Origin of the sequence: Lysobacter sp. 22409 (genome assembly GCF_052045105.1) — a bacterium.
GTDB lineage: Bacteria > Pseudomonadota > Gammaproteobacteria > Xanthomonadales > Xanthomonadaceae > Lysobacter > Lysobacter antibioticus_B.
The window spans coordinates 91,098-104,544 of sequence record NZ_JBQEOE010000008.1 but is presented as its reverse complement, the minus strand read 5'-3'; the positions used below and the strand labels follow the sequence as shown (position 1 = coordinate 104,544).

Genomic DNA, 13,447 nt, shown 5'->3' with positions numbered 1-13,447 from the left:
CCCTTTTCTTTGGTTACCTTTGACCAAAGGGAATCCAGACGGACTTTTGGGCTTAGCAAAAGAAAGTAACCCGGCCGCGTTAGCGGACGGAAGCTTTGCAGTTGCTCTTGCAGGTGTTTCATCGTCTTACAGCCACAGACGCCGCAATAGGACACAACACGGTCGCGGCTTGCGCCGCTCCTACCCTTGGGCGCACCGCTTTTGTAGGAGCGACGTGAGTCGCGACTGCGAATCGACAGCTGCGTCGTAGGTGCGAGGCCGCGGTCGCGGCTTACGCCGCTCCTACAGGAGGGACGGTAACGGCGCGAGACCGAAGCAGCGCGGTCGCGGCTTGCGACCGAAGGAAATACCCGTGGGACGCCGCTCCTACCCCGGAAGCACGACGGCACAACCGAACCCCGAATCAACCCGTATTCTGCACACCCGCCGCAATGCCATTGACCGTCGCCACCAGCGCCTGCTGCAAGGCATCGTCGGGACGGCCGGCGGCGCGCCAGCGCGCCAGCAGGTCGACCTGCAGCAGGCTGATCGGGTCGACATAGGGATTGCGCAGCCGGATCGACTGGCGCAGGCGGTGGTCGCCGGTCAGCAACTCGTCGCTGCCCTTGATCGCCAGCACCGCGCGCCGGGTGCGCTCGAATTCTTCGGCGATACCGGGATGGAAGCGCGCATGCAGGTCGCCTTCCGGCAGGTCCTGGGCAAGCATCGAATAACGCTCGAAGATCGCCGGGTCGGATTTGGCCAGTACCATTTCGAGGTCGTCGATCAGGGTGCCGAAGAACATCCAGTCGCGCGACATCTCGTTCAAGGCATCGCGGCCGTGGCGCGCCAGGGCCTGTTCGAGCGCGGTGCCGACGCCGTACCAGGCGGTCAGCCCGGCGCGGTTCTGCGACCAGGCGAACACCCACGGGATCGCGCGCAGCGAACCGATGTCGCCGATGCCGGCGCGCTTGGCCGGACGCGAACCGATGCGCAGCCGCTCGATCACATCGATCGGCGTGGCGGCGCGGAAGTAGGCCGGGAACAACTCGTCCTCGTGGACCAGCGCGCGGTAGTGGGCGCGTGCGTCGGCGGCCAGTTCGGCGGCCATCGCACGCCAACCGTCGCCGCGCGGTTCCGGCGGACGCGGGCGCAGGGTCGCGCGCAGCACCGCACCGGTGGTCTGTTCGAGGTTGCGCAAGGCCAGCGCGCGGATGCCGTACTTGCGGTGAATCACCTCGCCCTGTTCGGTCAGGCGCAGATAACCGTCGACCGAACCGCGCGGCGCGGCGATCACCGCGCGCTCGGTCTTGCCGCCGCCGCGGCTGATCGAACCGCCGCGGCCGTGGAAGAAGGCGATGCGCACGCCGCTGTCGGCGGCCAAGGTGGTCAGGGCGCTTTGGGTGCGGTGCAGGGCCCAGCGCGAGGCGACCATGCCGCCGTCCTTGGCGCTGTCGGAATAACCGAGCATCACCACCTGGCGGTTGCCGCGCGCGCGCAAATGCGAGCGGTACATCGGATCGGCGAACAAGGCACGCAAGGTGTCGGCGGCGGCGTCGAGGTCGTCGACGGTTTCGAACAGGGGCGCGACGTCGAGCGGCACGCGGCCGTCGCGATCGACGCAGCCGGCTGTCTTGGCCAGGGCCAGCACCGCCAGGGCGTCTGCGGCGCTGCGGCTCATGCTGACGATGTAGGGGCCGAAGGCGCGCTCGCCGTAGCGCGGGCGCAGGCGGGCGACAGCGCGGAACACGTCGAGGGTGGGTTGGGCCGGGCCGGCCGCGGCCCGTGCCGGCGGCGCATCGCCGTCGAGCAAGGTGTGCAGACGCGCGGCGCGCGTGGCGACATCCAGCGACGCCCACTCGGGCAGGTCGAGCAGCGCCGCCAGCGCGGCATCGTGGGTGCCCGAATCCTGGCGCAGGTCGAGGCTGGCGAGATGGAAGCCGAAGCATTCGGCGCGGCGGCGCAGGCGGCGCACGGCGAAACTACCGGCGTGCGCGCCCTGGTTATTCGCCAGGCTGCGTTCGATCAGGGCGATGTCGGCCAGGAAGGTCGCCGCATCCGGATAGCCGTGCACGCTCTCGTCGACCGTGGCCTGCAGGCGCGCGGCCATCAGGCTGAGCAGGTTGCGGTAGGGCATGTCGGCGTGACGCGGCTTGAGCAGCAGCGCTGCCTTCGGCAGTTGGTAACGATAGTCCTCGACGCGGGCCAGCACGGCATCGTCGATGCGCACGCGCGTGACCGATTGGCTCAGCAGTTCGGCCAGGGTGCCGAGTTCGCGGCGGTAAGCGTTGAGCACCAGCGCGCGCTGGCCGGAGAGCGTCGCGGCAATGGTGTCGGCGCCGACGTTCGGGTTGCCGTCCATGTCGCCGCCGACCCAGGTGCCGAAACCGAGCACATCGGGCAGCGGCGCGAACGGGCCATAGGTTTCGCGCAGCGCCTCCTCGAACATTTCGTAGTAGACCGGCAGCACGCGATACAGCACGTCGGACAGATAAAAACCGACGTGCTCGAACTCATCGGCGACGCTCGGCTTGGCCGCGGGCGCCTCGGCGGTCTGCCAACTCGCGGTGAGGGCGACGCGGATGCGCTCGCGGTCGGCGCGGCGTTCGGCCGGGGTGCGGCCGCGGTCGATATCGTCGACCAGACAACCGACGATCTGGCGCTCTTTCTCGAGCAAGGCGCGCCGCACCGCTTCGGTGGGGTGCGCGGTGAACACCGGTTCGATGCGCAAACGCGGCAACAGCGCGGCGACTTCTTCGGCGCTGACGCCCTGGCGCGACAGCACGCCGAGCGCGTCGCGCAAACCGCCCGGCTGCGCGCCGGCGCCGCTGCGTTCGTAGTCGCGGCGGCGACGAATGCGGTGCACGCGTTCGGCCAGGTTCACCGCCTGGAAATAGGTCGCGAAGGCACGCACCAGGTCGCTGGCCTGCTCGATATCGGTATCGGCGAGCGCGTCGGCGAGCGCACCGATCGGCGCCTGCGCTTCGCGCCGGCGAATCGCGGCGCGGCGCAGGCGTTCGACCTCGTCGAGGAAGCCCGGCCCGCGTTGCTCGGCAAGGATTTCGCCGACCAGGGCGCCCAACATTTTGACGTCGTCGCGCAGCAGCGCGTCGGTGGAAGCGAAGTCTACGGCGCGCAACGGTTCGTCGCTGGTATCGAGGAGGACATTCATCCGACAAGGCTACAACACCGGCGCGGCGACTGCGTTGCCGCTCGCTGGGGCGTATCGCGCTGGCCAGCGTCCGCGGCGAGGTACGCACGAGCACGCCGGGCGTCGCGGCGGACGCCGATTTAGCTGCTGCGGGCAGGGAATTCCGGCCGAACGCAGCATTTATCCGCGGCCGCCACCGAGACCGTCGTCGAGACTTCGCAGCGCGCCGGTTCTACCGATATGCGTATCGGTTCTAGCGCCGCCATCGATTACAAACGAAACGATTTCACAAGAAACGATTAGCGGGCGTCGCGCCCATCACGGCGCCGACGCCTGCTTCTCCAGCGCCTTGAGACGGTCCAACGCCGGCTTGTTCATGCGCCGCGCATAGGCCGGCAAGCGCTTCGCCCGCGTCTGCGCCTGCACGCACAGCTCGCGCACGCGTCCGAGTTCGCCCCAAGCGATCAGTGTTTCGGCATAGCGCACGTGCGGCTCGAAACCGCTGCTGTAACCGAGCAGGGTCTCGAACTCGTCCTTGGCCTTGGCGCGGTCACCCTGCGCGGCGATGGCGCGCGCATAGATCAAATGCCCCTCGGGCGATCGGAAGTCGGGACGGCGCGCGATCAGTTCGTCGAGCACGGCCTGCGCTTGCGCAGCCTGGCCGTTTTCGAGCAAGGCCTGCGCCAGCCTGACCTGGATGTCGGGATCGTCGCGATGGATGCCGCTGAGCGAGGCGCGGTACAGCGGCAACGCATCGGCCGGGCGCTGCTTGCTCAGCAAGGCATCGGCCAGACGCAGGCGGTTGTCGGTGGTGGCCGCGGTCTCGAAGGCGTCCTGCGCTTCGCGCAACTCGCGGTCCGGATCGAGCAGGCGCCGCACGTTGCCGACCAGGGCGCGGCCGTGCTGGCTGTGGCGCTGCTCCGGCAGCCAGATCGCCAAGCCATAGACCACGCTGCCGAGCAGCGGAAACATGAAGAGGATCATCAACCAGTAACGGTCCTGCCCGCTGCGCACCACGTGCACGGCGAAACACAACGCGACGATGACGTGCAACCCCAGCCCCAGATACGGCATGACGCGATCCTTGCGAGATATTCGGGCGCTAGTGTGGTGATTCGGCGGCCGCCGCGCCAGAGGGGCGCCGCCCCGTCAGTGTGCTTCGGCCGCTGGCGCTCGCCGCGGCTTCGACGCATTAGACCGTCGCACCTGCGCCGTCGTCATCGGCGCGCAACAAACCGGCCAGCCAATCGCGCAGATGCCCCAGGCGCGCGCTGCCCTGCGCTTCCGGCAACCAGGCCAGATAGACGCGCTTGACCGGCGCGGGCTGCGGCAGCGGCAAAGGCAGCAGCTCGCCGCTGGCCAGGCGCTCGGCGATCAAACGCGGATACATCAGGGCGATGCCCTGCCCGGCCAGCACCGCGCTCAGCGCCGGCATCGGCGAAGACAGGCGCAGATGCGGCAGCGGCCAGGTCGCGGGATCCTCGCCGAACCAACTCGGCCAATCCTGCCGCCAACCGTCGCTGACGACATGCAACAGGCGCACGCCGGGCAACGGGTCCTGCCACCAGCGCTCGGGATCGAGCCGCGCGTGCAGTTCGGGCGCCGCGACCGGCAGCATCGCCTGCTCGAACAACAGCTCGCCGTGCAGACCGTCGGCCTGCGGTTCGCGATGCAACAAGGCGGCGTGGATGCGCCCCTGCGCGAGATCCTGCGCCGTCGCCGGACAGAACAATTGCAGGTCCAGCCCGGCGTAAGCGGGAAATTCTTCGATGCGTGGCAACAGCAGGCTTACCCCAAGACTGGTCGGCGCACCGAGGATCAACCGCCGCCCCTCGTCGCCGCGCATGCGCAGGCGCGCGGTCGCCGCTTCGATCTGCTCGAAGCCGGCGATCAGGGCCTCGCCGTATTCGCGCCCCAGCGGCGTCGGCCGCGCCCGCCCACCGCTGCGGTCGAGCAGACGCAGGCCGAAGGCTTCCTCCAGATGCTGCACGTGCTGGCTCAGGGCGGCATGGCTCAGGTGCATGCGCTCGGCGGCGCGGCGCATGCCGTCGTAACGGACCACGGCGGCGAAGGCCTGCAGGGCGCGCAGGGGCGGGAGGCGCCGCGACGGCGGATCGGAAGTGGTCATATTTGCTTACCGCTGCTCTTGGATTTCTCGATTTATGCGAACCGAGTGACTGTCTAGATTTACCACATGACTGCAGCCCCCTTACCGCTCGCCGCCGCGCCGGCACCGTCCCGTCCCTTGGCAATGCGCGCCGGCCTCATGGCCAGCGCCTCGATCTGCCTGGCCCTGCTCGCCCTGCTCAGCCGCTACACCCGCGCCCTGCCGCCGGAGCTGGTGACCTGGCTGCGCTTCATGATCCCGGGTCTGTGTCTGGTCGCGTTGGCGCGCCGGGACGACTGGCGCGCGGCCTGGTCCGGCGCCGACCGGCCGGGCTGGGTGCGGGCGGTGTGCGTGGTGATCTCGCAAGGCTGCTTCGTGCTCGCGGCGATGCGCGGCGACCTGCTGCACGCGGTGCTGCTGTACAACACCGGGCCCTTGTTCATCCCGCTGATCGCGCGCGTCTGGCTGGGCGAACGCCTGCACCCGGCGGCGCTGTGCGGCCTGGCGATCGGTTTCGCCGGCGTGCTGGTGGTCCTGCAGCCTGCGTTGCGCGGTTTGGAGAGCACCGCCTTGATCTCGCTGTTCGGCGGCTTCGCCATGGCCGCCTCGCAGGTGCTCTTCTACCGCAGCGCCCAGCACCAGCCGCCATTCCGCAACCAGTTCAAGCTGTATATGCAGGCCTCGCTGGTCGGCCTGCCCCTGGCCGCCCTCGGCCTGGGCCGCCTGCCCTCGCAACCGTTCACGACCGAATCGACGACGGTGCTGGTACTGGCCTTACTCGGCATGTCGCTGTGCAGCCTGGGCAGCCAATCCCTGCGCGACCTCGCCTACCGCGGCATGGACAACGCCTCCACCCTCGCCCTGCTGATGTACGTCGCCGTGCCGGTCAGCGCCGCCCTGGATTGGCTGTTGTTCGCCCACCCCGCACGGCCCTCTACGCTGGCGGGCGCGGCGTTGATCGTGATCGGAGCGGTCGCGGCATTGCGCAGCGGAGCGCGTGCGAGGCGTGGGTGAGGGGTGGCGCGAGATTGAAGCGATGCGGTCGCGGCTGGCGCCGCTCCTACCCAAGAGCAGGCGCGAACCACCAACCGTTGCCGTTGCGGTTGCGGTTGCGGTTGCGGTTGCGGTTGCGGTTGCGGTTGCGGTTGCGGTTGCGGTGATTTTGCTCTGCATTGCTGCTTTGCCGGTCCAGTGGAGACCCGGAGGACGGCGCACAGGACGTGCGCCGTTTTTCGATAAGACAGGGACGTCTTATCGAAAAATCCCGGCGACAGCGCCGCACTCGTGGCCTGTGCCCTTGCAAGGAGAGCCCTTTTCTTTGGTTAGCTTTCTTTTGGGATTAGCAAAAGAAAGTAACCCGGCCGCGTTAGCGGACGGAAGCTTTGCTCCTGCTTGAGGCTGCGCCGGAGGCCGCCAGGACGTGGTCGCGACTTGCGTCGCTCCTACCCTGGGCTCCAGTCGGAAGCGACGCGAGATCAGGGCGTCGTGGTCGCCGCTTCAAAGAGTAGGAGCGGCGCAAGCCGCGACCGCACTGTGATGGTCTCGCTTCGAAGCGATCAAGCAAGATCAGGATCAAACGCCAAAAGCTTCCGCCACTAAAGCGGCGGGTTACTTTCTTTTGTCATAAGCAACAAAAGTCCGTCTGGATTCCCTTCGGTCAAAAGTCACCAAAGAAGTTGCTTTTGTTTTGAATCACAGGCCCGCACGAGCGGTGCCGACGCAGGGCTCTACATACGGGACATCCCTGTCCCGATGAAAAACGGCCCGCATCCCTGCGGGCCGCCCTCCGGGTCTTCGATTGCCTTCGCGAGTGCTGGGCGACGCACAGCTCCAACGAAGCTGCGGCCGATGACGACGCGAAACCGAGATAGCGCGGTCGCGGCTTGTGACCGAAGGAAATCCAGTAGGACGCCGCTCCTACCCTGCGATAGCTTCGAGGTTTCGATCAGCGACGAAGGCGATGCACCCTCTGCGCGTTCCGTGGTCGCGGCTCACGCCGCTCCTACAGGGGCTATATCGCCGCGACCGAGGGTGCGCTCCGCCGAGCGGACTCAGTACGCGAATTCCTTGAACACCGGATCCACATTCCCACCCCACGCCCCATGGAACAACTCGAGCTTGCGCTCGGCCGGGCTCTTGCCCATCGCGACGAATTCCATCAGCGGTTCCAGGTAGATCGACTCGTCGGCACCGTTACCGTTCAAGCGCGCGCGACGCTTGAGCCCGTGCGCGGAAATCTCCAGCGCCCGGCGCGACAGTTCGAGTACGTTGCTGTCGCGGAACGGCAATTGGAACCCATGCCGCGGCACGCCGTCGCGCAAGGCATGACGCTCGGCCGGGGTGAAATCGAGCACGAGGTCCCAGGCCGCATCGAGCGCTTCGGCGTCGTACAACAGGCCGACCCAGAACGCCGACAAGGCGCAGATGCGGTTCCACGGGCCGGAGTCGGCGCCGCGCATCTCCAGGTACTTCTTCAAACGCACTTCCGGGAACGCGGTGGTGGTGTGGTCGGCCCAATCCTTCAGGGTCGGGCGCTGGTTCGGATAGGCCGGCAGCTTGGCGTCGAGGTAATCGCGGAACGACTGGCCGCTGGCGTCGATGTACTCGCCGTCGCGGTAGACGAAGTACATCGGCACGTCGAGCAGGTAGTCGACGTAACGTTCGTAACCGAAACCGTCCTCGAACACGAAGTCGAGCAGGCCGGTGCGATCGCGGTCGGTGTCGGTCCAGATGTGCGAGCGATAAGACAGATAGCCGTTCGGTTTGCCCTCGGTGAACGGCGAGTCGGCGAACAGCGCGGTCGCGATCGGCTGCAGGGCCAGGGAGACCCGGAACTTGCGCACCATGTCGGCCTCGTCGCGCACGTCGAGGTTGACCTGCACGGTGCTGGTGCGGGTCATCATGTCCAGGCCGAGCGAGCCGACCTTGGGCATGTACTCGCGCATGATCTTGTAGCGGCCCTTCGGCATCCACGGCATCTCGTCGCGGCGCCATTTGGGCTGGAAGCCCATGCCGAGGAAGCCCAGGCCCATCGGTTCGGCCACCGTGCGCACCTCGCGCAGATGGGTCGCCGCTTCGACGCAGGTGTCGTGCAGGGTCGCCAGCGGCGCGCCCGACAGTTCCAGTTGGCCGGCCGGCTCCAGCGAGACGGAGGCCTCGTCGCGGGTCAGGGCGATCACCCGGCCCTTTTCTTCGACCGGCGTCCAGCCGAACTGGACCAGCCCCTTCAGCAAGGCCTCGATGCCCCGCTCGCCGTCGAAGGTCGGCGGGCGCAGGTCGTCGGTGCGGAAGCCGAATTTCTCGTGCTCGGTGCCGATCTTCCAGTCCGAGTCCGGGCGCGCGCCCGACGCCAGGTACTCGACGAGCATGGCGCGACCGCCGCCCTTGATATCGGGAATCTCAATATCTTTGACTTGGCTGGGACCGGACACATCCACCTCGCTGGTAAAACCTGCTGCAAGGCGGGATGCCCTGCTCGCGCATCTGGCGCGGAGGGCCGCCGGCCGTCGCGAAACGGTCCAGCGGCCACGGCCGGCGCCTCGCTGTACGAAGGCCGGCCGCTTGCAACATCGTCTGAATCACGGTCTGGATATGCGGGACGTCGCCTACAATCGCAAGACCCCGGCAGTGTAGACCCAGCCTTGCACCGAACAACGCCCGCCTTGCAACGCTATGGTGCAGCCGTGTCGCTGGCCGATCTGCTAGGAATGCCCCTGTCGGGGGTGCGCGTGGTTGGGTCCCTTCTGTCGAGGGCACTGTTGTGGGGAGCACTGTGGGCACCGGCGGCGCTGGCGCAGGCGGCGCCATCGCAACTGGAACGCGGCAACGGCCCCGAACCGAGCACGCTCGACGCCCACCGTTGCCAGGAAGTCGCCTGCGGCAACGTCCTGCGCGATTTGTACGAAGGCCTGGTGACCGAGGACGCGCGCGGCCGCCTGGTGCCGGGCATGGCCGAGCGCTGGTCGGTGTCGGCCGATGGCCGCAGCTGGACCTTCGTCCTGCGCGACAACCTGCGCTGGAGCAACGGCGAGCCGATCGACGCCGGCCAGGTCGTCGCCAGTTTCCGCCGCGCGTTCGCGCCGGCCACCGCGGCGCCGTTCGGCGAATTGTTCGATGCGCTCGACAATGCCCAAGCCGTGCAGGCCGGCAAGCTGCCGCCGGAACGGCTCGGGGTGTCGGCGCCGGACCCGCGCAGCGTTCGCTTCCGGCTCAACCGCAGCGCCTCGTTGCCGGCCTTGCTGACCCTGCCGATCGCGTTTCCGGTGTACCTGCCGGCCGTGGAGCAGCATGGCGCCCAGCACACCCGGCCCGGGCAACTGGTGTCCAACGGCGCTTACCGGCTCGCGGCGTGGACGCCGCAGGCGAATCTGCTGCTGGAGAAGAACCCGCGCTTCCACGACGCCGCGGCGGTCGCGATCGAACGCGTGCGCTTCCAGGTCACCGAGGACGCCGCCGCCGAGCTGCAACGCTTCGCCGCCGGCGACCTGCACATCACCGAGGTGGTGCCGCCGCAGCCGCTGGCCTCGCTGCGCGCGCGCTTCGGCTCGCAACTGCGCCTGTCGCCTTACCTCGGCGCGTTTTGGCTCGGGCTCAACGTCACCCGGCCGCCGTTCCGCAGCGACGCCTGCGCCACCCAGCACTGCGACGACCGCGCTCTGGCCCTGCGCCGCGCGCTGTCGATGGCGATCGATCGCGACAAGCTCACCCGCTACGTCACCGGCCTGGGCGAAACCCCGGCCTACGGCATCGTGCCGCCCGGCATCGCCGGCTACGCACCCGCGACCACGTCCTGGGCGACGCGGCCGCAAGCGCAGCGCGAAGCGCATGCGCGCGCGCTGTACCGCCACGCCGGTTATTCCAGCGACCAGCCGCTGGTGATCGAGCTGCGCTACAACACGTCGACGCCGCACCGCCGCCTCGCCCTGGCGGTCGCGGCGATGTGGCGGCAAACCCTCGGCGTGCAGGTGCGCCTGCGCAACGAGGAATGGAAAGTGTTCGTGCAGAACCGCAAGCAACGCACCATCACCCAGGTGTTCCGCGGCGGCTGGATCGGCGACCTCGCCGACGCGCGCAACTTCCTGGCCGCGTTCGGCAGCGACGGCCCCTTGAACTGGATGGGCTACGACAGCGCGGCCTATCGCGAGCGCCTGGCCAAGGCCGATGCGGCGAAGTCGGAAACCGCGCGCAACGCCTGGCTGCGCGCCGCCGAGCAGCGCCTGCTCAACGACGACGCGGCGATTCCGTTGTATTTCTACAGCTCCAAGCACCTGGTGTCGCGACGCGTGCGCGGCTTCGAGTCGAACGCGCTGGACCGGCACGCGAGCCGCTGGCTGAGCTTGACGCCATGACCCCACGCTCTCCCTCCGCCCAAGCCGAAGCACGCAGACGGCACCGCGAAACCCACCGCTCCGAACGCGTCGGCTGGCTGCGCGCGGCGGTGCTCGGCGCCAACGACGGCATCGTTTCGGTCGCCGGACTGGTGGTCGGCGTGGCCGCCAGCGGTGCGTCGCCGGCGGCGATCCTCGCCAGCGGCATCGCCGGCACCGTCGCCGGGGCGATGTCGATGGCCGCCGGCGAGTACGTATCGGTGCGTTCGCAAGCCGACACCGAACGCGCCGACATCGCGGTGGAGCGGCGCGAACTGCGAGAAGACCCGGACAGCGAGCTGGCCGAACTCGCCCATATCTACGTCCAGCGCGGGCTGACCCCGGAGTTGGCGCAGGAAGTCGCGCGCCAGCTGACCGCGCACGACGCGCTCGGCAGCCACGCCCGCGACGAGCTCGGCATCACCGAGACCTTGCGCGCCCGCCCGGTGCAAGCCGCACTCGCGTCGGCCCTGGCCTTCGTCGTCGGTGCCGCCTTGCCGATCGCCGCGGTGCTGGCGGCGCCCGCGGGGCGCCTGGAAGCGGTCGCGATCCCGACCACCCTGGTGGCGCTGTCGATCTCCGGCGGGCTCGCGGCCTGGGCCGGCGGCGCGCCGATCCTGCGCGGCGCCGCGCGCGTGGCGTTCTGGGGGGCGTTGGCGATGGCCGCGGCGTCCCTGGTCGGCCGATTGTTCGACGTGACCGTCTGATGGGCACCGATAACCGCAGCGGTCATCCTGTCATCGCCCGACTCGGCTCGCGCGTGTTGGAAGCGGTCATCACCCTGTGGCTGCTGGCGACGCTGTGCTTCGTGCTTTTGCGCGCCGCCCCGGGCGGGCCGTTCGACGCCGAGAAAGTCGCGCCGCCGGAAGTGCAGGCCGCGCTCGATGCGCAGTACCGGCTCGACCAGTCGCTGCCGATGCAATACCTGGCCTGGCTGGGCGACGCGGCGCGCGGCGACCTCGGGCCGTCGTTCCAATACCCGGACTACACCGTCAATCAATTGATCGCCAACGCCTTGCCGGTGTCGGCGCTCAACGGCGGCCTGGCCCTGCTGCTGGCATTGCTGCTCGGGGTGAGCCTGGGCGTGTGGGCGGCGCTGCGTGCCAGCGGCTGGACCGACCGCGCCCTGATGTTGCTGGCCGGGCTCGGCCTGGCGATCCCGAAGTTCGTGGTCGCGCCGCTGTTGGTGCTGCTGTTCGCCGTGACCCTGCATTGGCTGCCGGCCGGCGGCTGGGGCGAATGGGACAACGTGGTGCTGCCGGTGATCGCCCTGGCCCTGCCCAACATCGCCTACTGCGCGCGCCTGACCCGCGCTTCGATGCTCGACGTGCTGTCGGCCGACTACCTGCGCGCGGCACGCGCGCGCGGCCTGTCGGAAACGCGCCTGCTGTTCGCGCATGCGCTGAAGCCGGCGCTGCTGCCGGTGGTGGCCTGGCTGTCGCCGGCGCTGATCAACGTCGTCACCGGCTCGGCCGTGGTCGAACAGGTGTTCGGCATTCCCGGCATGGGCCGCTACTTCGTCCAGGGCGCGCTCAACCGCGACTACACCCTGGTCCTGGGCGTGGTGTTGGTGATCGGCGCGCTGATCGTGGCGATCAATACCGCCGTCGACGCCTTGCGCGGGTGGATGGATCCGCGGCTGGAGGATTAGGGGCAGGAATCGGGAATCAAGAGCTTAGCTGCCGGCTAGAAGCGAGCGCTCAGTCCCGAGCCCCGGCTTCACAGCTACACTCAGCGCCATGCGCAAGAAGTCCAAGGCGACCTCGGTCGACATCGCCCACCTCGCCGGCGTTTCGCAGGCCACGGTGTCGCGCGTGCTCAGCGGCAGCCCGCTGGTCAACGCCGACACCCGCAAGCGCGTGGAAGCGGTGGTGCGCGAGCTCAACTACAAGGTCGACCGCCACGCCTCCAGCCTGCGCCGGCAGCGCTCGGGCACCCTGGCGATGCTGTTGTTCGAGGACCCGACCCCGGACGAGTCGCACATCAACCCGTTCTTCCTATCCATGCTCGGTTCCATCACCCGCGCCTGCGCGCGCCACGGCCAGGACCTGCTGATTTCGTTCCAGCAACTGTCCGACGACTGGGCCGCCGACTACGAAGACAGCATGAAGGCCGACGGCCTGATCCTGCTCGGCTACGGCGACTACCTCGCCTACCAGGGCAAGCTGCAGAAACTGGTCGAACAGGGCACGCGCTTCGTGCGCTGGGGCGCGGTGCTGCCCGATCAACCGGGCTTGTCGATCGGTTGCGAGAACGTCGGCGGCGGCCATCAGGCCGGCGCCCATCTGGTCGGCCTGGGCCGGCGCCGGGTCGCGTTTCTCGGCGACGCCTCCAGTCATTACCCGGAATTCCTCGATCGTTTCCTCGGTTGCGAGCGCGCCCTCGACGAAGCCGGCCTGCCCCTCGACCGCGCCTTGCAGGTCGACGCCGAAAGCTCCGAAGACGCCGGCCACGACGCCGCGCGCGAACTGCTTGCGCGCGGCCTGCCCTTCGATGCCGTGTTCGCCGCCAGCGACCTGATCGCCCTCGGCGCCATGCGCGCCCTGACCGAACACGGCCTGCGCGTGCCCGAAGACGTCTCGGTGATCGGCTTCGACGACATCCCCATGGCCCGCGTCGCCCACCCGCCGCTGACCACGATCTTCCAGGACACCAAACAGGCCGGCGAACTGCTGGTCGACACCCTGATGAAACTGGTCCGCGACGAAGAAGCGCACAGCATCCGCCTGCCCACGACGCTGGTGGTACGCAAGTCGTGCGGGGCGGAGTGAGGGCGGCGGTAGTTGGGGCGGAGCAAAAGCAAATCCCCCTTCCCCCCTCTACAAAGGGGGGAATCCTTCGGGC

Annotated in this window: 9 protein-coding genes; 5 read left to right on the top strand and 4 right to left on the bottom strand. The window is 68.6% G+C overall.

Going from position 1 to position 13,447, the window contains the following annotated elements:
• Window positions 1-403 precede the first annotated feature (403 nt).
• The 3 genes from ppc to ACTJJK_RS06425 all read right to left on the bottom strand — a co-directional run bounded on the left by ppc (window position 404) and on the right by ACTJJK_RS06425 (window position 5,258).
• Window positions 404-3,151, bottom strand: a complete 2,748-nt coding sequence (ppc, locus tag ACTJJK_RS06435) for a phosphoenolpyruvate carboxylase (RefSeq protein ID WP_223621457.1) — start codon at window positions 3,149-3,151, stop codon at window positions 404-406.
• Between the two features lie 297 nt (window positions 3,152-3,448).
• Window positions 3,449-4,204: a tetratricopeptide repeat protein gene (locus ACTJJK_RS06430; protein WP_440729791.1), complete on the bottom strand. Its 756-nt coding sequence runs from the start codon at window positions 4,202-4,204 to the stop codon at window positions 3,449-3,451.
• 118 nt (window positions 4,205-4,322) lie between these two features.
• The gene (locus ACTJJK_RS06425; RefSeq protein WP_223621458.1) at window positions 4,323-5,258 is read right to left on the bottom strand and encodes a LysR family transcriptional regulator; all 936 of its coding nucleotides are present in this window, start codon (window positions 5,256-5,258) and stop codon (window positions 4,323-4,325) included.
• A 66-nt stretch (window positions 5,259-5,324) separates the two neighbouring features.
• On the opposite strand from ACTJJK_RS06425, the gene ACTJJK_RS06420 reads away from it, so the two are divergent.
• The gene (locus tag ACTJJK_RS06420) at window positions 5,325-6,251 is read left to right on the top strand and encodes a DMT family transporter (protein WP_440729790.1); all 927 of its coding nucleotides are present in this window, start codon (window positions 5,325-5,327) and stop codon (window positions 6,249-6,251) included.
• Between the two features lie 1,037 nt (window positions 6,252-7,288).
• Here the strand turns inward: ACTJJK_RS06420 and ACTJJK_RS06415 are convergent.
• Window positions 7,289-8,668: a glutamate--cysteine ligase gene (locus ACTJJK_RS06415; protein ID WP_408951162.1), complete on the bottom strand. Its 1,380-nt coding sequence runs from the start codon at window positions 8,666-8,668 to the stop codon at window positions 7,289-7,291.
• A 327-nt stretch (window positions 8,669-8,995) separates the two neighbouring features.
• On the opposite strand from ACTJJK_RS06415, the gene ACTJJK_RS06410 reads away from it, so the two are divergent.
• The 4 genes from ACTJJK_RS06410 to ACTJJK_RS06395 all read left to right on the top strand — a co-directional run bounded on the left by ACTJJK_RS06410 (window position 8,996) and on the right by ACTJJK_RS06395 (window position 13,374).
• Window positions 8,996-10,585: a peptide ABC transporter substrate-binding protein gene (locus ACTJJK_RS06410; RefSeq protein WP_440729789.1), complete on the top strand. Its 1,590-nt coding sequence runs from the start codon at window positions 8,996-8,998 to the stop codon at window positions 10,583-10,585.
• Complete coding sequence (locus ACTJJK_RS06405) at window positions 10,582-11,310, top strand: VIT1/CCC1 transporter family protein (RefSeq protein ID WP_036149716.1); 729 nt, start codon at window positions 10,582-10,584, stop codon at window positions 11,308-11,310. Before ACTJJK_RS06410 ends, ACTJJK_RS06405 begins: the two co-directional genes overlap by 4 nt.
• Entirely contained in the window at window positions 11,310-12,254 is a 945-nt protein-coding gene (locus tag ACTJJK_RS06400; RefSeq protein WP_440729788.1) for an ABC transporter permease subunit, read from the top strand. The genes ACTJJK_RS06405 and ACTJJK_RS06400 overlap by 1 nt, the downstream gene beginning before the upstream one ends.
• A gap of 88 nt (window positions 12,255-12,342) precedes the next feature.
• Window positions 12,343-13,374, top strand: coding sequence for a LacI family DNA-binding transcriptional regulator (locus ACTJJK_RS06395; protein ID WP_223621463.1), 1,032 nt, complete (start codon window positions 12,343-12,345; stop codon window positions 13,372-13,374).
• Window positions 13,375-13,447: the final 73 nt, after the last annotated feature.

Excerpts from the sequence above, each read along its gene's own strand:
- ACTJJK_RS06430 (WP_440729791.1), bottom strand. The coding sequence starts at position 4,204 with ATGCCGTATCTGGGGCTGGGGTTGCACGTCATCGTCGCGTTGTGTTTC.
- ACTJJK_RS06405 (WP_036149716.1), top strand. The coding sequence starts at position 10,582 with ATGACCCCACGCTCTCCCTCCGCCCAAGCCGAAGCACGCAGACGGCAC.
- ACTJJK_RS06420 (WP_440729790.1), top strand. The coding sequence starts at position 5,325 with ATGACTGCAGCCCCCTTACCGCTCGCCGCCGCGCCGGCACCGTCCCGT.
- ACTJJK_RS06395 (WP_223621463.1), top strand. The coding sequence starts at position 12,343 with ATGCGCAAGAAGTCCAAGGCGACCTCGGTCGACATCGCCCACCTCGCC.
- ppc (WP_223621457.1), bottom strand. The coding sequence starts at position 3,151 with ATGAATGTCCTCCTCGATACCAGCGACGAACCGTTGCGCGCCGTAGAC.
- ACTJJK_RS06425 (WP_223621458.1), bottom strand. The coding sequence starts at position 5,258 with ATGACCACTTCCGATCCGCCGTCGCGGCGCCTCCCGCCCCTGCGCGCC.
- ACTJJK_RS06400 (WP_440729788.1), top strand. The coding sequence starts at position 11,310 with ATGGGCACCGATAACCGCAGCGGTCATCCTGTCATCGCCCGACTCGGC.